The organism is Chryseobacterium carnipullorum, assembly GCF_003815695.1.
Taxonomy (GTDB): domain Bacteria; phylum Bacteroidota; class Bacteroidia; order Flavobacteriales; family Weeksellaceae; genus Chryseobacterium; species Chryseobacterium carnipullorum.
Window position 1 is genome coordinate 1318367 of record NZ_CP033920.1, and the last position, 20158, is coordinate 1338524.

The 20158-nt window shown below is 37.1% G+C and carries 23 protein-coding genes; 13 read left to right on the forward strand and 10 right to left on the reverse strand.

From position 1 onward, the window contains the following. Window positions 1-76: 76 nt before the first annotated feature. The 4 genes from EG346_RS06040 to EG346_RS06055 form a co-directional block, all read right to left on the reverse strand. Window positions 77-988, reverse strand: a complete 912-nt coding sequence (locus tag EG346_RS06040; RefSeq protein WP_123877395.1) for a hypothetical protein — start codon at window positions 986-988, stop codon at window positions 77-79. 3 nt (window positions 989-991) lie between these two features. Further along, a complete protein-coding gene (locus EG346_RS06045; RefSeq protein ID WP_123877398.1) occupies window positions 992-2101 on the reverse strand; it encodes a hypothetical protein in 1110 nt (369 codons plus the stop codon). 517 nt (window positions 2102-2618) lie between these two features. After that, complete coding sequence (thiL, locus tag EG346_RS06050) at window positions 2619-3683, reverse strand: thiamine-phosphate kinase (RefSeq protein WP_123877401.1); 1065 nt, start codon at window positions 3681-3683, stop codon at window positions 2619-2621. A 75-nt stretch (window positions 3684-3758) separates the two neighbouring features. Then, complete coding sequence (locus EG346_RS06055) at window positions 3759-4253, reverse strand: acyl-CoA thioesterase (RefSeq protein WP_123877404.1); 495 nt, start codon at window positions 4251-4253, stop codon at window positions 3759-3761. Window positions 4254-4366: 113 nt separating this feature from the next. Between EG346_RS06055 and EG346_RS06060 the strand changes: the two genes are divergently transcribed. From EG346_RS06060 to EG346_RS06075, 4 genes are all read left to right on the forward strand, one after another. Continuing rightward, window positions 4367-5569, forward strand: a complete 1203-nt coding sequence (locus tag EG346_RS06060; RefSeq protein WP_123877407.1) for a BaiN/RdsA family NAD(P)/FAD-dependent oxidoreductase — start codon at window positions 4367-4369, stop codon at window positions 5567-5569. Between the two features lie 31 nt (window positions 5570-5600). Continuing rightward, window positions 5601-6026, forward strand: coding sequence for an energy transducer TonB (locus EG346_RS06065; protein WP_073328299.1), 426 nt, complete (start codon window positions 5601-5603; stop codon window positions 6024-6026). Between the two features lie 79 nt (window positions 6027-6105). Beyond that, window positions 6106-6666 (forward strand): DUF2306 domain-containing protein, encoded by a 561-nt coding sequence (locus tag EG346_RS06070; RefSeq protein WP_123877410.1) that lies wholly within the window; start codon window positions 6106-6108, stop codon window positions 6664-6666. Then, window positions 6663-7580 carry a YARHG domain-containing protein gene (locus EG346_RS06075; RefSeq protein WP_123877413.1) on the forward strand — a complete coding sequence of 306 codons (918 nt, stop codon included), beginning with the start codon at window positions 6663-6665 and terminating at the stop codon, window positions 7578-7580. The genes EG346_RS06070 and EG346_RS06075 overlap by 4 nt, the downstream gene beginning before the upstream one ends. Before the next feature lie 32 nt (window positions 7581-7612). Here the strand turns inward: EG346_RS06075 and EG346_RS06080 are convergent, their stop codons facing one another. The 3 genes from EG346_RS06080 to EG346_RS06090 form a co-directional block, all read right to left on the reverse strand. Continuing rightward, window positions 7613-7999 carry a ribosomal maturation YjgA family protein gene (locus EG346_RS06080; protein ID WP_083563869.1) on the reverse strand — a complete coding sequence of 129 codons (387 nt, stop codon included), beginning with the start codon at window positions 7997-7999 and terminating at the stop codon, window positions 7613-7615. Window positions 8000-8122: 123 nt separating this feature from the next. Beyond that, window positions 8123-8779 carry a thioredoxin family protein gene (locus EG346_RS06085; RefSeq protein ID WP_123877416.1) on the reverse strand — a complete coding sequence of 219 codons (657 nt, stop codon included), beginning with the start codon at window positions 8777-8779 and terminating at the stop codon, window positions 8123-8125. Window positions 8780-8786: 7 nt separating this feature from the next. Further along, entirely contained in the window at window positions 8787-9275 is a 489-nt protein-coding gene (locus EG346_RS06090) for a TlpA family protein disulfide reductase (protein ID WP_123877419.1), read from the reverse strand. Window positions 9276-9517: 242 nt separating this feature from the next. Here EG346_RS06090 and EG346_RS25465 point away from each other — a divergent pair, with 242 nt between their 5' ends. Both EG346_RS25465 and EG346_RS06100 read left to right on the forward strand, forming a co-directional pair. Then, the gene (locus EG346_RS25465; protein ID WP_123877422.1) at window positions 9518-9682 is read left to right on the forward strand and encodes a bacteriocin; all 165 of its coding nucleotides are present in this window, start codon (window positions 9518-9520) and stop codon (window positions 9680-9682) included. 25 nt (window positions 9683-9707) lie between these two features. Then, window positions 9708-9866 (forward strand): bacteriocin, encoded by a 159-nt coding sequence (locus EG346_RS06100; RefSeq protein ID WP_123877425.1) that lies wholly within the window; start codon window positions 9708-9710, stop codon window positions 9864-9866. 34 nt (window positions 9867-9900) lie between these two features. Here EG346_RS06100 and mutS read toward each other — a convergent pair whose 3' ends face one another. Next, on the reverse strand, window positions 9901-12489 hold the full coding sequence (mutS, locus tag EG346_RS06105; RefSeq protein ID WP_123877428.1) for a DNA mismatch repair protein MutS: 2589 nt from the start codon (window positions 12487-12489) through the stop codon (window positions 9901-9903). Between the two features lie 143 nt (window positions 12490-12632). On the opposite strand from mutS, the gene EG346_RS06110 reads away from it, so the two are divergent. Further along, entirely contained in the window at window positions 12633-13163 is a 531-nt protein-coding gene (locus EG346_RS06110) for a GNAT family N-acetyltransferase (RefSeq protein WP_123877432.1), read from the forward strand. 145 nt (window positions 13164-13308) lie between these two features. Here EG346_RS06110 and EG346_RS06115 read toward each other — a convergent pair whose 3' ends face one another. Then, window positions 13309-14190 (reverse strand): cupin-like domain-containing protein, encoded by an 882-nt coding sequence (locus EG346_RS06115; protein WP_123877435.1) that lies wholly within the window; start codon window positions 14188-14190, stop codon window positions 13309-13311. Window positions 14191-14547: 357 nt separating this feature from the next. Between EG346_RS06115 and EG346_RS06120 the strand changes: the two genes are divergently transcribed. After that, on the forward strand, window positions 14548-15429 hold the full coding sequence (locus EG346_RS06120) for a bestrophin family protein (protein WP_073328321.1): 882 nt from the start codon (window positions 14548-14550) through the stop codon (window positions 15427-15429). Window positions 15430-15440: 11 nt separating this feature from the next. Here the strand turns inward: EG346_RS06120 and EG346_RS06125 are convergent, their stop codons facing one another. Further along, a complete protein-coding gene (locus tag EG346_RS06125; RefSeq protein WP_073328323.1) occupies window positions 15441-16040 on the reverse strand; it encodes a hypothetical protein in 600 nt (199 codons plus the stop codon). A gap of 55 nt (window positions 16041-16095) precedes the next feature. Between EG346_RS06125 and EG346_RS06130 the strand changes: the two genes are divergently transcribed. The 5 genes from EG346_RS06130 to fbaA all read left to right on the forward strand — a co-directional run bounded on the left by EG346_RS06130 (window position 16096) and on the right by fbaA (window position 20100). Then, window positions 16096-16716: a toxin-antitoxin system YwqK family antitoxin gene (locus EG346_RS06130; RefSeq protein WP_123877438.1), complete on the forward strand. Its 621-nt coding sequence runs from the start codon at window positions 16096-16098 to the stop codon at window positions 16714-16716. Between the two features lie 5 nt (window positions 16717-16721). After that, a complete protein-coding gene (locus EG346_RS06135) occupies window positions 16722-17252 on the forward strand; it encodes an RNA methyltransferase (protein ID WP_123877441.1) in 531 nt (176 codons plus the stop codon). 187 nt (window positions 17253-17439) lie between these two features. Continuing rightward, entirely contained in the window at window positions 17440-18090 is a 651-nt protein-coding gene (locus EG346_RS06140) for a CBS domain-containing protein (protein ID WP_073328331.1), read from the forward strand. A 1-nt stretch (window position 18091) separates the two neighbouring features. After that, window positions 18092-18958: an NAD kinase gene (locus EG346_RS06145; RefSeq protein ID WP_073328334.1), complete on the forward strand. Its 867-nt coding sequence runs from the start codon at window positions 18092-18094 to the stop codon at window positions 18956-18958. Between the two features lie 71 nt (window positions 18959-19029). Further along, window positions 19030-20100 carry a class II fructose-bisphosphate aldolase gene (gene fbaA / locus EG346_RS06150; RefSeq protein WP_123877443.1) on the forward strand — a complete coding sequence of 357 codons (1071 nt, stop codon included), beginning with the start codon at window positions 19030-19032 and terminating at the stop codon, window positions 20098-20100. Window positions 20101-20158: the final 58 nt, after the last annotated feature.

Consider the following 20158-nt stretch of genomic DNA (forward strand, 5'->3'; position numbering starts at 1 on the left):
GGGTGTTTGTGTTTTACAGAGATATATTAGGATGACATTAATCTGTATTCCCAGATTAATGCCATCACTTATCATTCTATTTCTTGAGTGATTCTATTGTTTTCTTGAGTTCTTTGTTTTCTTCTCCTAGCTGCTTAAAATCTTTATTAAGCTGGATAACATATAAAGTTAACTCTTCTATTTTTTCAAGAAGTTTTGCATTCATTTCCCCCAACTTAACCCCATCTTTCATGACATTTTCAGCAGATGGAATATTTGGCAGATACCCTTTCTCTTCAATATGTTTTTCGACTTCGTCCAATCCACTTAGCTTATAATCTTTCTTGAAAACATAATCAGGCCAACCTTGTAAATCTACTTTCACTTCTTTAGCATGTACATTTCCATTTACATCAAGTTTATTTTGGGGATTACTATATCCAATTCCTACATTTCCAGAAGCCAATGCCGCAAAAACTGAATTCTTTGCATTGATATCAAAATCTGAATAATAGGTCCCTTTAGGTAAATTATAAAGTGGATCACTAATGGATACTGATGAAAAGTTTTGATTTCCAGCTATGTCATTAAAGGATCCATCATTTCTTATCACAGTACCATCTGTATAGTATGTCGTATTACCTCTCAAAAAAACTATAACATTATTTTGAGACCAATCACAAACTACTCTGCCAATAAAAGACACAACAATTCCAGTATTTGAAGGTGTTTCTCTTCCATAAGTAAAATTATCAAGTCTTATGCTATTTCCGCCTGACCCCCAACCAAATCCAATTGCCGTTATACTTGCAATCCCATGGGCACGCCATGTATTATTCTCATGAATATTATTTCGGGAAATATTGATGGGTCTATTACCTCCATTACTGCTCGTCTGGAAAACCACTGGCACATATTGCATTTCACTACCAAAAGTGGTAAATGAAGTGAAACTTTGAGCAGATAAATAATATGAAAATAGTATAAAAAGTAGTAAATATTTTTTCATTTTTTATTTTTTAGAATTCATTGTTTTCTTGAGCTCTTTATTCTCTTCCTTTAACTGCTTCACGTCCTTGTTAAGCTGTATAAGGTAAAGAGTCAATTCTTCTATTTTTTCAAGAAGCTTAGCGTCCATTTCACCTAGATTGACCCCATTCCTGACAACTTCTTCTGCTGACGGAATATTTGGGAGGTGACCTTTCTCTTCGATATGCTTTTCGACTTCAGACAACGACAAAAGTTTATAGTTTTTATTGAAAACATAATCTGCCCAACCGTTGGCAGAGGCAATCTCTATTTTTACTTGCTCGGATTTTATTCCTTTTTTAACATACAAAAGAAAATTAGGATCATTATCCTGTTGAGCTGTGCCTATTGTTATCTTGCCACTAGAAAAAATGGTCATCTTGTTGCTTCCATTCGTAATAAAACTAAAAGGATGATTGGTATAAGTCCCCGTAATTCCGCCTGCAGGAGCGCCATAATAACCATAATTATGGGCCCACAACCCCGCTATAACATTACTGCTGGAAGCTAGAATTTTAGAATGTATATCTCCACGAATTTGCAACACTTTATTCCAGCCTTCTGAATTTTCTATATTCGAAGTCCCTATTCCCACATTGCCATTAAAAACAGTCTTCTTGTCTAAAGGGTAAAAATCAGCAATAGTATCATCCCAAGCTTTACCTACAAACAGCCTGTCTATTTTATCTTTAGGACCAACTGCTGAAAATCCGCCTAAGTTTACTGTTCCATCGGAACTCATAAAATTATATCCCCTGCTCCAATAGGTGTCATATCCTTTAATCCCAACCCCCAAAACTGGCAATTCAGGATTAATTAATATTCTTCCCTTAACATCTAATGGTGCTTTTGGATCAGCTGTACCTATTCCCACATTGCCATTATCCAATAATTGAATCCCTACCCCTGCAGATGTTTGAAGCTTTATTCCTCCATACCAGTTAATATCTAAGCCATCTGAATTAGCTACAGGATAATGACCTAAATAATAATGCACAGGATCTCCATTTCCGTATAACTTATTAAAAGGAATATCTTGTGAGAAAAGAGAGGTACAGAGAATCAGTCCAAAAATTGATAATGTTTTTTTCATAGTATAGATGTGTTTATTTTTAGAAATACGAATTATAGATAACAACTCCATTTATAACAGAATTCAACAATAACAACGTTGTTGGGTTTATCTTCTCTCTATATTCATTAAGTTCCTTACTCATCAAAAAGGCTACTATCTGAAAAGATTGATTATTTATGAAAACAGCCTATTCATTCAAAGATTCTTTGAACAATAAATTTACCCGTCAGTAGTTACTAAAAGTTGGTTAATTTGTAATGGAAATTGTTTCCTGTAAAAAAGGAAAAGTAAAATTTCTAGACAGAAATTAGTATATTTTTTTTCATGGTTGCGTGTGTTTGTGTTTTTTGTTTGAAGTCGATACAAATATATAAAACTTCTACTTTCACAGAAAAATTATTTCAATAATTAATATTTAACACATAGCAAATGATGTAGAAATATTATTATGTTAATAAAACAAACTCAACAAAACAAAAACTGCCGCATTTTATGCGGCAGTTTTTTACAATATTCATAATTTTTGAAATATGAATTATCCATTCTGCTGGTTGCTTAAAAAAGCATCCCAACCCTGTGCGGTAAGCGGAACCAATTGATTGGATCCTCTTGCTACCATATGATTCCCTTCTTCAATTTCTACCGCATGACCGATAATGGTAAAATCAGGATGGTTTTTAATTTTATCAAAATCATTCGGAGAAATGGTGAACAGTAATTCATAATCTTCTCCTCCACTTAATGCAGTCATTACTGGGTTAAGATTCATTTCATCCGCTATTGAGATGGTAAGATTATCCATTGGGATCTTCTCTTCATACAGTCTGAATCCGGTTTTCGACTGGTCTGAAAGATGCAGGATCTCAGAGGCTAATCCATCAGAAATATCGATCATCGAAGTCGGTTTGACATCCAGCTCTTCTAAGATTCTTTTAACGTCCGTTCTCGCTTCAGGTTTAAGCTGTCTTTCCAGGATATAGTCATACCCTTCCATTTCCGGCTGCATATTGGGGTCAGCAAGGAAAACGGCGTGCTCCCTTTCAAGAATCTGGAGTCCCATATAGGCACCACCAAGATCTCCGGTTACAACCAGAAGGTCATTAGGCTTTGCGCCGCTTCTTTTTACAATATTCTCATCGCTTTCAATTCCAACAGCAGTAATACTCATGACAAGTCCTGCATTAGAACTTGTGGTATCACCCCCTATCAGATCCACCTTATACCTTGCACAAGCAGCCTGGATTCCAGAATAAATTTCTTCAAGAGCTTCCACCGGAAAACGGTTGGAAACGGCAAGAGAGACTAAAATCTGTGTTGGAACCGCATTCATTGCTGCAACATCACTAAGGTTGACCACCACAGCTTTGTATCCTAAATGTTTCAACGGAACATAGCCCAGGTTAAAGTGGACTCCTTCTGCAAGGACATCCGTTGTCAGTACAACTTTTTTATTTCCAGGATTGATCACCGCGGCATCATCACCTACTCCAAGTTCCGAAGACTCGTTGGACAGAGGAAAATGCTCTGTTAAATGTTTTATAAGACCAAACTCTCCTAATTTCGAGATCGGGGTCAGTTCCTGTGATTTATCTTCAAACATAATTTTCTTTTGTATTAAGGTCCGTGTACAATCTATTCATGACTTACCATCATGTCTACCGTATTCTCCTTTAGACTATTTAGTGAATTCTGCGGGATCAACATTATCCGGACTGAAAGGAAGTTTTTTGAAATCTTCTCTCGTCATCACGATGGTTTCAGGGCTTTTGTATTTGTTCATGGCTTCTACCACATCGTCCGGCGGCGTTGTCATTTTTCTCAGCATCATGTCGATCCACACTCCGGTAGCCTCCGCAGTAGCACAATGTACTCCGTCCGGCGTGTAGAATTTATGAACAAATCTGTAGATTGAGGAATCCTCCGAACATCCGTCTATCTCCAGACTTACAATAACGGTTTGGTCTGCGTAGATTTCTTTGAAGAACGAATATCTTTCATGCATGATGACCGGGCCTATTCCCCATCGGCTTAACTGAGTAACCCCCATTTTTTCTTTGGTCATAAAGGCCATTCTGGACTGGGCACAGTACTGTACATATGATGAGTTGGCTAAGTGCTTGTTTGCGTCAAGGTCACTCCAACGTACTTCAAATTTATGGTAAAAAATCATTTAAAAATCGTTTTTAGTATGATTAAATTATATTCTTCAAAATTACTCAAATAAGATGGTTTATAAAAATTGTACTTTTGAAAAAATAATCTTCCGCATAGGATTACAAATACATGAAACAGATCATCATTATCGGAGGCGGTGCTGCAGGCTTTTTCTGTGCATCGAATCTCGACGAAAAAAAATACAATATCACCATCTTAGAACAGAACTCAGATGTACTTCAGAAGGTAAAAATCTCAGGTGGAGGACGTTGCAATGTAACGCATGCCTGCTTTGACCCAAGAGAATTGGTTCAGTTTTATCCTCGTGGCCATAAAGAATTACTTAGCGTTTTCACCAAATTTCAGCCCGGAGACACTATGGAATGGTTTGACCACCGCAATGTTCCTCTGAAAATTGAAAATGACAACAGAACTTTCCCAGAAAGCAATTCTTCACAGACGATTATCAATACATTCCTGAATGAAATCCAAAATAAGAACGTAGAGGTCAAAACAAAATGTTCTGTTAAAGAGATTGAAAAAAAGGATGAAAAATATCTTGTCATGACCAGTTTGGGAGATTTTGAAGCAGATTATATTATTTACACCACAGGAAGTTCTCCAAAATCATTGAAAATAGTTGAAAATCTGGGACATAAAATTATTGATCTGGTGCCTTCCCTTTTTACATTCAATATTAAAGATGAGTTGTTACAGGATATTCCAGGAACCAGCTTTGAAAACGCAGAGATTTCGATTCCATCTCTAAAAACAGAAGAAAGCGGACCTTTACTGATCACGCATTGGGGTCTTTCCGGACCTGCTGTGCTGAAAATTTCAGCGTGGGAGGCATTAAGTCTGTCCAAATTAAAATATAATTTTGAGATTGAGGTCAACTTTATTTCCAGGTCTATCGATGAAGCCGAAGAAAGCTTTCAGAATTTTAAGCAGTCTAATCCTAAGAAAACAATTGGACAGGCAAAAATCTTTGACATCACCAACAGGTTCTGGCAGAAAATAGTATCCGTTTCGAAAGTTGATCTGAATAAACAGATCTCCAATATTTCAGGAAAAGAAATGCAAATGATTCTCGAAAACCTGTGCAGAAAAAAACTGAAAGTTTCGGGGAAATCGACCTTCAAAGATGAGTTTGTGACTGCCGGAGGGGTTGATTTAAAGGAAATTAACTTCAAAAACATGTCATCAAAACTTCTTCCTAATTTTTATATTGCCGGGGAAGTTCTGAATATTGATGCGGTAACGGGCGGTTTTAATTTTCAGGCATGCTGGAGTGAAGCCTGGCTTATTGCACAGGATCTCAACGGATTGTAAAAAAGTATTATTTTTACTGAAAACTATAAACATGAAAAAAATCTTAATATTCGTTTTACTCCTAGGAGGGCAATTTGCTTTTTGTCAAGCGCAGGAAACTCAAGCACAACCTGTAGAAGATCATTTAACAGATCAGTATAATCCTGCAGACGATAAATTTGAACCATATCCTGGAGGGATGATGAAATTTCGAAAAGATCTCGCTGACAAAATAAATATAACCCGGATAAAGGATATAAACTTGAGAAAAGGGACACTCTTTTCGAAAGCAAAAATTATAGTTAAAGCCAATGGCAGAATAGAAAATATTCTAGTAACAGGAGATGATCCCGACTTTAATAAGGAAGTAGAAAGAGCAATCAAATCTCTAAAAACTAAATTGAAACCGGCAGAACGCAATGGAGTACCTGTGCGTTCATATTATTCGGTTCCTTTTACCTTAACAATGAATAATTAAAGTGCTATCAGTCAAAAAAAACATTTCTTCTTTCTTTAAAACCATCATCATCATAGGATTTGGATATTTCTTTTGGCTAATGCTTAAAATCACGCTAGAATATATTCCCTTCAATCCGAATGTGAGCTTTCTGATGATTAAACAGACAGAAGTCCAGGACAGACCGGAATATCTGTCTTTTTTTTATACGCACGTCTATACCAGTATTTTTGTCCTGTTTTCCGGATTTCTGGCGATTCTCAGGAAGGATTTTGGGATTAAAAACTTTCACAGAAATATTGGAAAAGTCTATATTTTTTTAATTCTGATTCTGGCTGCACCATCCGGGATCTACATGGGATTTTTTGCTAACGGAGGCTATCTTTCCAAAATATCATTCGTTATTTTAGGCTCTCTCTGGTGGTTTTCTACCTATAAAGCCTATCAATCTGCAAGACAGAAAAGATTTAAAGAACACAAGCAGTGGATGTGGCGAAGCTTTGCCCTTACTTTATCTGCCCTTGCCTTACGAATCTGGAAAGTAATTATTGTATATTTATTCCACCCCAATCCTATGGATGTCTATCAGATTATTGCATGGCTGGGCTGGATTCCCAATATCCTTTTAATTGAATACCTAATAACAAAAAAACTTATATGAAAATTCTAAATTACACCCTCGTTTCTTTACTGGCAGTTTCTCTGCTCAGCTGTAAGAAAGACGGAAAAATGAACGAATCAGGAAAAGATTCTGTGATCGCAAAAAAAGACTCTGTGGTAGTTCCTGAGATTTATAAAGAATATTATGGAATTTATATGGGGGATTTTGCCGGTAAGGAAATGATTACCGCTGAAGACGGCGAGCAATATGAGGATTTTGTCAATAAGAGACTTTCTCTGAAGATCAATAGGATAACCAAAGACAGTGTCTACGGACAAAGTATTGTCAATGGGAACCAACGTCCTTTCAGAGGAATTTTTAACGAAAGTACGAAATCATTTGTTCTGGATGAACCGGGAAATGATAAGACAGATGGAAGATTTGAAATCAAATTAAGTGGTGACAGTATCACCGGAAAATGGAATGCTTTTAATAAAACTGCCGTCAAATCGCCTTTAAAAACCATTAAACTATCCAAAAAAGAATTCGTTTATAATCCGAATTTTATGCTGGATGAAAACTCAGACCTTGTGGACTGGTCTAATCCTAAAAGCTTTGTTGAAAAATATAAAGACGAAGAAACAGGTAAAACAGAAAGCTATACTACTTCGAAAAACAGAGCCGCATCTGATGCAATTTTTAAAATAAATGCCTCCAAGCAAAAACTGACAGAAAAAGAACTTAAAAATTTAAGAAAACTGGATCTGGAAATCATTAAAAATTCGGTTTTTGCCAGACATGGCTATTCTTTCAAAAAGGAAACCTACCGGTATTTCTTTGAGCAAACGGATTGGTATATTCCCGTTTCCAATAATGTAGACAAGGAACTTTCTCCGATGGAAAAAGAAAATGTAGCGTTACTTAACCGCTTCATCAAATATGCCGAAGATAAATATGACAGTTTCGGGAGGTAATAATTGAGCCTGAAAAAGTACATTTTCCGCGCTCACTTCTTCTGTTTCTCAGGATTTAATTTTACTGCTAGAAACAGCAGAAGGCAACCGGCCGCATAGCACAGGATATCGATCCACGAAAAAGAATTTCCAATCACAATATACATAAGGCTTCCAGGACGGAAGCCTAATTTTTCTGCAACCGTAAAATATTGGGCAAATTCTACCAGGCAGGAAAAAATCAAAATCCCAAGGATAAGCTTTTCATCATTCGTCTTGACAAAACTTTTCGCAAAAGTATAAAGGAGCATAACGACGATAACATCTCCAAGATAAGCTCTTACAAAAAAGAGGTCAGCCAGTTTTGTGGCAATCAGGACTTCAATAAGAAAAATAAAGAGGGTAAGAAGAAGATATTTAAGGTTGAAGGTTAATTTCATGTCTATATGTATTGTTTAGCTGAAGCCTGTGTTTAATGAATTGATCGTACAAAATTACATTTTTAAGCCATAAAAAAATCGGTATCCAAAGAATACCGATCCTATTATTCTAAAGCCAATATATTACTTCTTTACTTTAATTGTACATCCAATAGCTACCGTTTTGTTCATTTTTACCGGTTCCCCTTTAATGAGTGCATTCACAGCATCCTGCACATAGTATTCGGAAACATCATTTGGATTATCGTAGTTATTGTCGATGGCACCAATATATTTCACGATATTCTTTCCGTTTTCTTTTTGCAGGACGAAAACATGAGGGGTTTTAGTAGCTCCGTATAGTGGATAAATTTTCTGTCCTTCATCTACCAGATAAGGAAATGTAAAACCTTTCTGTTTTGCTCTTTCAATCATTTGCTTATACCCGTCTTCAGGTTGAACATTCGGATCATTGGGATTAACAGCAATAACCGGATAGCCCTGATCTTTGAACTTTTTATCAAGTTCTACTATTCTGTCCTCATATTTTTTAGCATACGGACAGTGGTTGCAGGTAAAAACGACTATAAAGCCTTTTGCGCTCTTAAAATCACTTAACGAAACCATTTTTCCGTCAATGTTTTTTAGCTTAAAATCAGCAGCGGCGTCTCCTACTTCGTAGCCTTTTGCTGAAGCAGGATTTACTTTTTGAGAACCTTCCTTCTCATGCCCAACTGAGGTAAAGCTTAGCAATCCAAGCCCGGCAATGAATGCCGTCATTAAAACTTTCAGATTTTTCATATTTATTTTATTGTAAATTATGGATAATTGTTTTTTCAAGGTCTTCTTTACTCATTTCTCCGTCATTGAAATCTACTTTTTCACCGTTCTTATAAAAAATAGTTACAGGAATATTTCCATCCCAGTCTTTTTCAAATCTCGGAATCCATGTATTCATTCTTTTGACATCATCCAGCAGAATCACTTCAGCGGTCAGGTTTTTATTTTTGATAAACTTAATGACTCTTTCTTTATCCACCAGCCTATCCAATGAAACCAGGATCATTTTAAATTTTGGGTTATCCCTGAACTTATGATTAATCTCCATAAAATGGGGCAGTTCTTTTACGCACGGTGCACAGGTTGTAGCCCAGAAATTCACCACCAGTAATTTCTCATTCTCCTTCTGAATGCGCTTTTCAAGGTCTTCATATTTCATGGTCGGGACTTCTGTCTGCTGGGCAGTAAAAGCTGTAACGCAAAGAAATACAGTTAATAAAACTAATAAATTCTTCATATTCAAAAATAGTCATTAATCCGGGATGATCTTATGGGCTTTGTGGTTGGATCAAAAGAGAGAGAAATAGTTAAATATCTTTTTGATAGACTCTCTGAAATCAAATGCTGTCATAGCTAAGAATGCGGTAAAGAAAGCATTTATTGATTTTTTGGTGATAATTTTAACACTATTTTTTAATCACAACCCATTGAATTAAAAGAAATTAAATGTAAATTAGCATACAATCAAAACAAAATATTATGAAAAAATCAAATTCTCAGCCTAAAAAGCTGACTAAAAAAGAGCTTAAGAAAATTAGCGGTGGAGCAAGACCAATTTGTCCACTGGTGGTGAGCTGCTTTGACCCGTCAACCGGGCAAGAGTTCTACGGAGTATATGGAATCCAGGACGGGCCCTGCTGTTAATATTGATCACCATTAACCCAATTGTATGAAAAATTCAGACATTCAAAGTAGAAAGCTCACGAAAAAAGAGCTAAAGGAGATCAACGGAGGTGCTTCATGTGCTGAAGGCCTGTGTAAACTCAGAGGAGTACCTAGCCATTTCATGATTATCGGACCGAGAGGCAAAGATGGGTACTGCTGTTAATTATTAACAACACGAAAAAGAAAAAATGATTGGATTACCATCCAATCATTTTTTTTATTGAATTCAGCTTCATTAAAGCTTCAATAGGTGTTAAAGTATTGATATCTATTTTCGTGAGCTCCTCACGGATATTTTCCAAAACCGGATCATCCAGCTGGAAGAAAGAAAGTTGCATATTTTCTTCCGTTACTCTCTTAATACTTTCAGAAGTGCTGGTGGTCTGCGAACGGCTTGCTTCGAGGGTTTTCAGAATCTCATTGGCCCTGTTGACCACCTTTGCAGGCATTCCCGCCAGTTTAGCGACATGAATACCGAAACTGTGTTCGCTCCCTCCCGGAACCAGCTTTCTTAAGAAGATGATGTTCCCTTTGTTTTCCTGGATGGAAACGTGGAAATTTTTCACCCTTTCAAAATTCACGGTCATTTCATTCAGCTCGTGGTAATGCGTGGCAAACAGCGTTTTCGCCTGCGTAGGATGCTGGTGAAGGTATTCTGCGATGGCCCATGCAATGGAAACCCCATCGTAAGTAGATGTTCCACGACCGATTTCATCTAAAAGAATCAGACTGCGTTCCGAAATATTATTCAGAATATTGGCCGCTTCGTTCATTTCTACCATGAAAGTAGATTCACCCGCCGAAATATTATCGGTAGCCCCTACCCTTGTGAAAATTTTATCTAAAACCCCGATCTCAGCATACTTTGCAGGAACAAAACTTCCGATTTGAGCCAAAAGACACACAATCGCTGTCTGGCGCAGAATGGCCGATTTACCGGCCATGTTGGGTCCCGTAACCATAATGATCTGCTGTGAATCTTTATCTAAAAAGATGTCGTTTGGAATGTATTTTTCGCCTAAAGGAAGTGCATTTTCAATAATCGGGTGTCTGGCTTCTTTTAAATCGATAGCATATCCCTGATTAAGAACAGGTTTGGTATAGCTTTCAGAAACAGCCAGTTCCGATAGCCCTGCCGCTACATCAAGCTGTGCAATGATATGAGAATTTCCCTGAATCTGATCCATATAGACCATGGTTTCGGCACATACATTTCTGTACAGTTCATTTTCCAGAACCCCTATTTTTTCTTCGGCACCAAGGATCTGGCTTTCATATTCTTTGAGTTCTTCGGTGATATAGCGCTCTGCATTGACAAGAGTCTGTTTTCTTAACCATTCTGCAGGAACTTTATCTTTATGGGCATTCCTAACTTCTATATAATACCCGAAAACATTATTAAAATCGATTTTAAGGCTTGAAATTCCTGTTCTTTCTATTTCTCTCTGGCACATTTCATCCAGGAAACCACGGCCTTTATTCTGAAGGTTTCGCAACCTGTCCAATTCTTCAGATACATTTCCTTTGATGACATTTCCTTTTGAAATATTCACAGGAAGTTCTTCGTTCAGCTGGTTCTGTAAAAATTTGATCAGTTCCTCCATATCAAACAAAGGTTCCAGCCAGGCCAGGACATCGGCATGCGGATGAAGCAGGGCCTTTATCTGATGGATATTGATCAGACTCTGACGCAGATAGCCCAGTTCCTTCGGTGATATTTTTTCGGCAGCCAGTTTTCCCATCAATCGGTCAAGATCTGAAATAGATTTCAGGAGCTGGCAAATCTCATATTTCAGATGATCATTTTCATTCAGGAAATCGATCAGAGAGAGCCTTCTCATAATTTCATCCACAGATTTTAGCGGAAGAATAATCCTTCGTCTCAACAACCTCCCTCCCATCGGAGTAGATGTTTTATCTATAATATCCAGTAGCGACTTTCCCTGTGGGTTGCTTGGATATACAATTTCAAGATTTCTCAGGGTAAAATTATCCATCATCAGATAGTCTTCCTGCGGAATGATCTGAAGCTTTGTAATGTGAGCAAGGAGATTGTGATGGGTATCTTCTACCAGATAAGCGAAAATGGCTCCTGCTGCTGTAATAGCCAACGGAAGATTTTCTGTACCAAACCCTTTTAAAGAATTCGTTTTAAAATGGGAAGTCAGTTTTTCATAAGCAAAATTATACTGAAAGGCCCAGTCTTCCAGCTTAAAGGCACTTTTATTTTTAAGTTGTTCCGGCAATTGAACACTTCTCTGATAAACAATTTCGCTGGGATCAAAAGTATTAATGATGTGCAGGATCTTTTCTAAATTCCCTTCGCTTACTAAAAATTCCCCTGTGGAAACATCTACCATGGCAATTCCATACTTTTCCTTTTCTTTATGAAGCGAAAGCAGGAAATTATTCTTTTTCGAATTTAAAACCTGATCATTGAATGTTACTCCAGGTGTCACAAGCTCTGTAACCCCTCTTTTTACAATCCCTTTGACCATTTTAGGATCTTCCAGCTGGTCGCAGATGGCCACTCTCATTCCGGCTCTTACCAGTTTCGGCAAATAAGAATCTACCGAGTGGTGTGGAAATCCTGCAAGCTCTATATGCCCGTCTCCATTGGCTCTTTTAGTAAGAACAATCCCAAGGATCTGGGATGTTCTTACGGCATCCTGCCCAAAAGTTTCATAAAAGTCTCCAACTCTGAACAGCAGCAGTGCATCAGGGTATTTTGCCTTAATGGTATTGTACTGCGTCATTAGCGGAGTTTCCTTCTTCGTTTTTGCCATAATAAAAAATGAGCCCCAAATTTAAATAAAATAAATTCAGGGTTGGGATTTGTGATACAATTAATCTCGCTTTTGGGATCAAAAATCGTACTTATGTATTTCAGAACAAAATATTTATCGTATTTTTAAGTAAAATAATTGATATGATCTATCCGGTTTTAGAAACTGAAAGACTTCTTTTAAGACAACTGGCACCCAATGACGCAGAAGATCTCTTCGAATACTTTTCTCTGGATGAAGTCATGGAATATTATGATCTGGAAACCTTTAAGAACCTGGATGATGCCCGAAATATCATTAATTATTTTAATACTGAATTTGAGAAAGGAAAAGGCTTCCGCTGGGCTCTGGAACTGAAATCTGAAAAGAAGGTGATAGGAACATGCGGTTATCACAATTGGTATCCTGACCATTTTCGGGCCGAGATTGGCTATGAGCTTAATCCTAAATTCTGGAGAAAATCTTACATGAAAGAAGCTATTCTCCCTATTCTGACATTCGGATTCGAAAGCATGAGACTTCACCGGGTGGACGCATTTACAGATCCCTCCAATCTATCGTCTGAGAAACTTCTCCAATCATTAAATTTTAAAGAGGAAGGAATACTCCGTGATTACTTTTTTGAAAAGGGAAAATTTGTAGATGCTAAAATTTTCGGACTTATTAATGAGTAGGATAGAAGATGGGGTCGGAAGATGGAAGTTCGGTATTGGAAACGGAAAACTTTGTGATTCAATTGAACTATCCATGTCAAGGTTTAAAACCTTGACATGGATCCCAACAGCAATTTGCAGCCTCGTTCTTCGTGCTTCCATCTTTTTATCTCCTTCCAGATTTACTCTTCTTTTCAAAAGCTTCCGTTCCTTTCTCATACGCCCACTTCTGTTTGTAATTCACCCACTTAGCCTTAAATAGTTTACGAAGAAGCTTATCTGTATACCTCATGATAAAAACATGGTACATCATATTGGCAAATACACCGGGTTTATTGGGAAGTGCTCTGAGTGACATTGAAAAGCCAGGTTCCAGATAGCGGTTGAAATGCCAGAATGCACCCGGAATGAAGAGTGCATCCCCATGCTCCATAAAAATCTCGTACCCTTTTGCATATTGCAAGGCCGGAAACTTTTCATAATCAGGGTTTTCATAATCTATATCGTAAACAGTATGAACAGAAAGCGGTACCTTATATAAGAATGCAGACTGTTTCTGATCAAATAAAAGAATTCTCTTTTTTCCCTCGAAATGAATGTGAAGAAAATCTCCGAGATCAACATCGTAATGCATCAGTACGTGGGCTTCACTTCCACCGAAAAAAAGTGTAGGAAGCCGCTTAAAGAATCTGATTCCCAGATCAGGATAGGTGAAGTTTTTCAGCAATTCAGGAAGTCTGTCCGTGATGATATAAAAAAAGATACGCAGATCCGAAGGTCCGCTTTTGATCCTGTCAATGTAATCCTTCATCTTCATGTTTGTCACCGGAGCGTCTGAACTTTTGGAAGCATCAGCCGGTTTATTGTCGTACAGAGGTACATTCTGGTCTCCTGCTTTTTCACGGATGTAGGCAAGATTCCATTGATCAAAGGCATCCCATCTGGCCGCAAAATTTTTGATCAACAGCGGCTTGTGCTTTTTGAAATAATTCTTCTGAAAATCATCTTTACTGATATCTTGAACTACATCTACGTTGTCGAGGATCATCTTATTTTGTTATTTAATGCAAAATAAAAATAGTATTTTTTTCAAATCTGTGAAAATTAAAAAATAAATACACCCATCATTATCCTCCTACACTTAAGACATACAAAAAAAAAGAAAGCACTCCCCCTACAATAATAACCATACATCCCTGTGGGGTTTTAGACCTTCTTTTTCTACCTAAAGTATTTACGTAATGTCCACTCACTCATTTTCCGTTTTTTTTTTAAATGTCCTTTTCTATAATATCCCATTGTATTTTTTATCACAAAGGAACGGGCTGGATTACCATCAATTTTATGGGTTCCCATAAAGCAGAGCTCAAATGAAAAAATTATATTTGTAAGACTAAGCGAATTTATGAGAGCCTACAATACCAAACATTTCCTGAAAATCCTTTTCAGCTTACATAAAAGTGATACTTTGAAAATCCTTTTTCCAAGCATGATTCTTGTGGGGTTATATTCCTGGGGTATTCAATATTTGGAAGTAGAATATCTTCACCTCACGTCAAAATCAGGAGTAAGCAATGTAGGAATGATTCATTCTTTATTGGGTTTTGTACTTTCTTTATTATTGGTTTTCAGAACCAATACGGCATACGACCGTTGGTGGGAAGGCAGAAAACTCTGGGGTAAACTGGTGAATGACACCCGGAATTTTGCGGTAAAAATCAATGCTATTTTAGGGGACGACCGCCAGAATGCAGAACAGATCTCAAGATATTTAAAATATTTCCCCCATTTCCTGGCCAAACATTTATCTAAGGAATCTACAAGACTGGCTCTGGATGAAGATTATTCTGAAATTGAAAAGTCTCTTAAACATCATGGGCCAAGTGAAATTGTTATTCTTTTGACCCATAAACTCACGCAGCTGAAAAAAGAAGGAAAGATTTCAGATATCGAAATGTTGTACCTGGACGCTCAACTTTCAGGATTTCTCGATGTTTGTGGGGGTTGCGAGAGAATTAAAAACACCCCGATTCCCTATTCTTACTCTTCGTTTATCAAGAAATTTATTATTCTTTACGTTTTTGCTTTGCCGATTGCCTATGTCATCAACATCGGACTCTTCATGATTCCCTTAACAGTTTTTGTTTATTATGTATTGATGAGTCTGGAAATGATCGCAGAAGAAATTGAAGATCCATTTAATAATGATGAAAATGATATTCCAATGGAAGTACTGGCGCAGAATATCGAGAAAAATGTTCATCAGATTATGGGACTAAAAAAATAAAAAAATCAACCTTAAAGGCTGATTTCTTTGAGTTCTCCCTCTTGTTTTATTTCAACAAATTTACTCTCACGGTTTGCGGCAGAATATCCGTAGAAAAAAGTCTGGTAGATCGGTGAGGAATAAAGATATCCACCATAGGCATTGTATGCATCGGATCTTCCGGTTTGCTGCTGATAACTTCCTGTTGCTGTAAAGTTTATAATGGTTTCGATATAATATTTCCCGGGTTTTAATTTTTCAAATTTAAATCTTCCGTAATCATCCGTCAGAGCTTCAAGTCTGTATTTAAAAGCATCTTCAGACATATATACCGTAGTTTTTTTATTCTCATATTTCCTTCTCATGCTGTAAAACTCATCGAAATAAGGAGTTACAGGAAAAAGCATAACAACAGTCCCTTTAGGAGCATAATGTTTTTCACCAAGTAAAGGCTTGATCCCGAATTTCCCTTTCTGTTTGGTGGATGCCACTCCTTCAATGGTAGAATTTCCGAAACTCAGCATCTCACGGGCCATCTTTTTATCGAAAAAAACTTGAGGGTAATAGGTGTTTTGGGCTTGTGTCAATATAAAAGTGAGTACCAACAGCAGTAAAGTGGATATTTTTTTCATATTCTATTTTTATTTCAAATATAAGTATTTTGCTATTTTTGAAATAAAAATATCTATGAAATACATTTTTCTGCTATTCATCGCTGCATCGTCGTGGGCAATAGCACAAAAACCGTGTGGGTTTAAAGACGGACTTCAGGAGGGATCATGTAAGGCCTTCTATGATAACGGACAGGTAAAACAGGTTCTGGAATGGAGAAAAGGAAAGGTGGATGGAGACGCTACTTATTATCATGAGAATGGAAAACTTCAGGCTAAGGGCGAATATAGAAAAGATTTTAAAGTAAAAGAATGGGTTTATTATGACAAAAACGGTGTTCTTACGTCTAGAGAAGTGTTCAGAAATGGTGATAAAAATATTTATGACAACAGCTTTACCGCAACTTTTTATACCCCTTCAGGACTGGTGTCGGAAATTTCTAATTATAAATTCGCTAAATTACATGGTGAAAGCAAAGTCTTTTATGAAAACGGGAAGTCGGTAAAGCAGATCGGGCAATATGAAAACGGGCTGGCTGTAGGAAAATGGAAAGCACTTTATCCATCTGGAAAGGTACAGCGTGAAACGGAATTCGCCAACGATAAATGGAACGGGACCAGGATTCATTACCGTGAGGACGGAAGCGTGGAAAAGACAGAAATATATAAAGACGGAAAATTAATCTCAACAAAATAAAACAATTGGTACAGAAATTAAAACTGGAAGAACTTAACAGAATCGATGTAGAAACATTCAAGAAAGTTGAGAAAATTCCATTGGTCATCATTTTAGATAATCTCAGGAGCATGCACAATGTAGGGGCATCTTTCAGGACAGCTGACGCTTTTCTGATTGAAAAAATTATTCTTTGCGGTATTACTCCTCACCCCCCGCACCGTGAAATCCATAAGGCGGCGCTTGGAGCTACAGAAAGTGTGGACTGGAGCCACGAAAGTGATATCAATACGGCCATCAGCGATTATAAAAACCGTGGATACGAGATTATAGGAATCGAGCAGACGACAAACAGCATGATGATCACTGATTTCAGCATCGACCGCTCAAAAAAATATGCTTTAATTTTAGGCAATGAAGTGGAAGGAATAAGTGATGAGGCTCTTCCCCATATTGACACATTTTTAGAAATTCCGCAGTTGGGAACAAAGCACTCTCTGAATGTAAGTGTATGCGGTGGAATCGTGATGTGGGAATTTGCAAAAGCCCTAAAATAAAAAAACTGCATATGTCCTTAAAAGACAGTGCAGTTTGAAATAAATCTAATAAAAAGTAAAAATGAAAGGCGACAAAGGTACTTTTTTTTTCTTTACAAACAAATTTTAACATCATTTTTTTTAATTTTCACGAAAAAAAGTGATGTTTTGGGAAAAAGTTTCATTTAATTTTTTATAAATTAGCACAATGTTTATCAAGGATTATATCTCAAAAGACTTTCCGTGTTTTAGCCTTACCGACTCAATAGAATCGGCAAGAAATACATTGGAAGATTTTGGATATTCCCATATTTTCATTAAAAAATCCCATCACTTCTACGGTGCTATCGCAGAAGATTTTCTTTATGAAGGCGATGGGATCTTGAAGGATCTTGAACATCAGATCGAACGTTTTGCTATTCTGGAAGACAATAATATTATGGACAGCATCCGTCTGTTTTATACTTTCAGTTCCAATGTAGTCCCGGTGATCAACAAAAATGAAAAATATCTCGGGTATATTACCTGCGAGGATATTTTTCAGAATTTTTCGCGTTATCCCCTGTTTTCAGAGACCGGAGCTATCCTTACGGTAGAAATACCGGCAAGAAGATATTCGATGACAGAGATCGCCAATATCGTGGAAAGCAATAATTCGAAATTTTACGGTGGATTTATTACGTCCATGTCTGATGAAATGATCCAGATAACCATCAAGATCAGCAATGAAAATCTATCCTCTATAGATGCTACTTTTGACCGGTATGATTACAGAATTGTTCAAAAATACTATTCTGATGAAAAATCAGATCTGTTTAATGACCGGTTCGGATTTTTCCAAAAATTCATAGAAATATAACATGAAGGCAGCCATATATTCTCAGAAAAAAGACCTCGATACTTTTTTATATTTAAGCAAGTTTATTTCAGAACTTGAAACCAGAGGCGTAAAATCTGTTCTGTATGATGAAATGGCTGAAGCACTTCAGTTCTCCAAAATATTTGAAACATTCAACAGCAAGCAGGACCTTCTAGATAAAGAGGTAGACCTGTTCTTTACTTTTGGAGGAGACGGAACCATTGTGAATTCCCTGACCTTTATTGAAGACCTGGAAATCCCTATTGTAGGAGTAAATACAGGAAGATTAGGGTTTCTGGCCAGCTTTACGAAAGAAGAAGCATTCAAAGAACTTGACTCAATTTTAAAAGGTGATGTGAAAACAAGCCGCCGGGCAGTGATTGAAGTGGTTTCTCCAAAATCCGGCGATTTTTTCCCGTATGCACTAAATGATGTTACGGTATCCAGAAAAGAAACAACCTCCATGATCACGGTAGATTCATATATCAATGATGAATTTTTAAATGTTTTCTGGGGTGACGGGGTTATTGTTTCCACACCTACAGGATCTACAGCATATTCACTAAGCTGTGGCGGACCGATCATTTCTCCAAACAACGAAAATTTTGTCATTACGCCTATCGCTCCTCACAATCTGAATGTGAGACCTTTAGTCGTGAATGACCGGGTGGAAATCAAGTTTAAGGTAGAAAGCAGAGTCCCTCAGTATTCTCTTTCACTGGACTCCAGATTGGTACATATAGAAACCGACAAAGAAATTATCATCAAAAAGGCAAATTTCCAGATCCTTCTGGTACAGCCCAACCATTTGAGTTTCTACGAAACGATCCGTCAGAAGCTGCTTTGGGGAAGGGATAAAAGAAATTAGTAATTCCTCAAAAATGATTACCTTTACAGGAATTTTAAAAACGCCTAATAATTTAAAATAAAAAGTAAAACATGAGTAGAATTTTTCCGGCAGGAGTTGCCACAGGTCAATTAGTTACCGATATTTTTCAGTATGCTAAAGAAAACAAATTTGCACTGCCTGCAGTCAATGTAATTGGTTCAAGCAATGTCAATGCTGTTATGGAAACTGCAGCAAAATTAAACTCTCCTGTCATTATCCAGTTTTCAAACGGTGGAGCAGCTTTCAACGCAGGAAAAGGTTTAAGCAATGACGGGCAGAAAGCGGCTATTTTAGGATCTATCGCCGGAGCAAAACATATTCATACTCTTGCAGAAGCTTACGGAGCAACTGTTATTTTACATACAGACCACTGTGCCAAGAAGTTATTACCTTGGATCGACGGATTATTAGATGCCAGCGAAGAGCATTATAAGCAAACGGGAAAATCTCTTTATTCTTCTCACATGCTGGATCTTTCTGAAGAGTCTTTGGAAGAAAATCTGGAAATTTCAGCTCAGTATTTCGAAAGAATGGCTAAAATGCAGATGACTCTTGAGGTGGAGATCGGTGTTACAGGAGGTGAAGAAGATGGGGTAGACAATTCTGATGTAGACAACTCTAAATTATATACTCAGCCGGAAGATATCGCCTATACTTACGAAAAATTAAAAGCTATTTCTGACAACTTTACCATTGCTGCGGCTTTCGGTAATGTACACGGAGTTTATAAGCCAGGAAATGTGGTTCTTACCCCAAAAATTCTTGACAATTCTCAGAAATTTGTTCAGGAGAAATTCGGAACAACTGAAAAGCCAATCAATTTCGTGTTCCACGGAGGTTCTGGTTCTACTTTAGAGGAGATCAGAGAAGCGATCGACTACGGAGTGATCAAAATGAATATTGATACTGACCTTCAGTTTGCTTACACAGAAGGAATCAGAGATTATATGGTGAACAATATCGATTATTTAAGAGCGCAAATCGGAAACCCTGAGGGAGAAGAAAAACCTAATAAGAAATTCTACGATCCAAGAGCTTGGGTAAGAAAAGGTGAAGAAACTTTCTCTACAAGACTGGTTAAAGCGTTTGAAGACTTAAATAACGTAAATACTTTAAAATAATTTTTTGTAAAAAGTAAAATGTATAAAGTGCAGAGTAGATTTAATGCTTTTGTCTTTA

Excerpts from the sequence above, each read along its gene's own strand:
- EG346_RS06110 (WP_123877432.1), top strand. The coding sequence starts at position 12,633 with ATGATCTATCCGGTTTTAGAAACTGAAAGACTTCTTTTAAGACAACTG.
- thiL (WP_123877401.1), bottom strand. The coding sequence starts at position 3,683 with ATGTTTGAAGATAAATCACAGGAACTGACCCCGATCTCGAAATTAGGA.
- EG346_RS06080 (WP_083563869.1), bottom strand. The coding sequence starts at position 7,999 with ATGAAATTAACCTTCAACCTTAAATATCTTCTTCTTACCCTCTTTATT.
- EG346_RS06060 (WP_123877407.1), top strand. The coding sequence starts at position 4,367 with ATGAAACAGATCATCATTATCGGAGGCGGTGCTGCAGGCTTTTTCTGT.
- EG346_RS06140 (WP_073328331.1), top strand. The coding sequence starts at position 17,440 with ATGTTTATCAAGGATTATATCTCAAAAGACTTTCCGTGTTTTAGCCTT.
- EG346_RS06120 (WP_073328321.1), top strand. The coding sequence starts at position 14,548 with ATGAGAGCCTACAATACCAAACATTTCCTGAAAATCCTTTTCAGCTTA.
- EG346_RS06055 (WP_123877404.1), bottom strand. The coding sequence starts at position 4,253 with ATGATTTTTTACCATAAATTTGAAGTACGTTGGAGTGACCTTGACGCA.
- EG346_RS06130 (WP_123877438.1), top strand. The coding sequence starts at position 16,096 with ATGAAATACATTTTTCTGCTATTCATCGCTGCATCGTCGTGGGCAATA.
- mutS (WP_123877428.1), bottom strand. The coding sequence starts at position 12,489 with ATGGCAAAAACGAAGAAGGAAACTCCGCTAATGACGCAGTACAATACC.
- EG346_RS06075 (WP_123877413.1), top strand. The coding sequence starts at position 6,663 with ATGAAAATTCTAAATTACACCCTCGTTTCTTTACTGGCAGTTTCTCTG.
- EG346_RS06085 (WP_123877416.1), bottom strand. The coding sequence starts at position 8,779 with ATGAAAAATCTGAAAGTTTTAATGACGGCATTCATTGCCGGGCTTGGA.
- EG346_RS25465 (WP_123877422.1), top strand. The coding sequence starts at position 9,518 with ATGAAAAAATCAAATTCTCAGCCTAAAAAGCTGACTAAAAAAGAGCTT.
- EG346_RS06145 (WP_073328334.1), top strand. The coding sequence starts at position 18,092 with ATGAAGGCAGCCATATATTCTCAGAAAAAAGACCTCGATACTTTTTTA.
- EG346_RS06125 (WP_073328323.1), bottom strand. The coding sequence starts at position 16,040 with ATGAAAAAAATATCCACTTTACTGCTGTTGGTACTCACTTTTATATTG.
- EG346_RS06070 (WP_123877410.1), top strand. The coding sequence starts at position 6,106 with ATGCTTAAAATCACGCTAGAATATATTCCCTTCAATCCGAATGTGAGC.
- EG346_RS06100 (WP_123877425.1), top strand. The coding sequence starts at position 9,708 with ATGAAAAATTCAGACATTCAAAGTAGAAAGCTCACGAAAAAAGAGCTA.
- EG346_RS06040 (WP_123877395.1), bottom strand. The coding sequence starts at position 988 with ATGAAAAAATATTTACTACTTTTTATACTATTTTCATATTATTTATCT.
- EG346_RS06065 (WP_073328299.1), top strand. The coding sequence starts at position 5,601 with ATGAAAAAAATCTTAATATTCGTTTTACTCCTAGGAGGGCAATTTGCT.
- fbaA (WP_123877443.1), top strand. The coding sequence starts at position 19,030 with ATGAGTAGAATTTTTCCGGCAGGAGTTGCCACAGGTCAATTAGTTACC.
- EG346_RS06090 (WP_123877419.1), bottom strand. The coding sequence starts at position 9,275 with ATGAAGAATTTATTAGTTTTATTAACTGTATTTCTTTGCGTTACAGCT.
- EG346_RS06115 (WP_123877435.1), bottom strand. The coding sequence starts at position 14,190 with ATGATCCTCGACAACGTAGATGTAGTTCAAGATATCAGTAAAGATGAT.
- EG346_RS06045 (WP_123877398.1), bottom strand. The coding sequence starts at position 2,101 with ATGAAAAAAACATTATCAATTTTTGGACTGATTCTCTGTACCTCTCTT.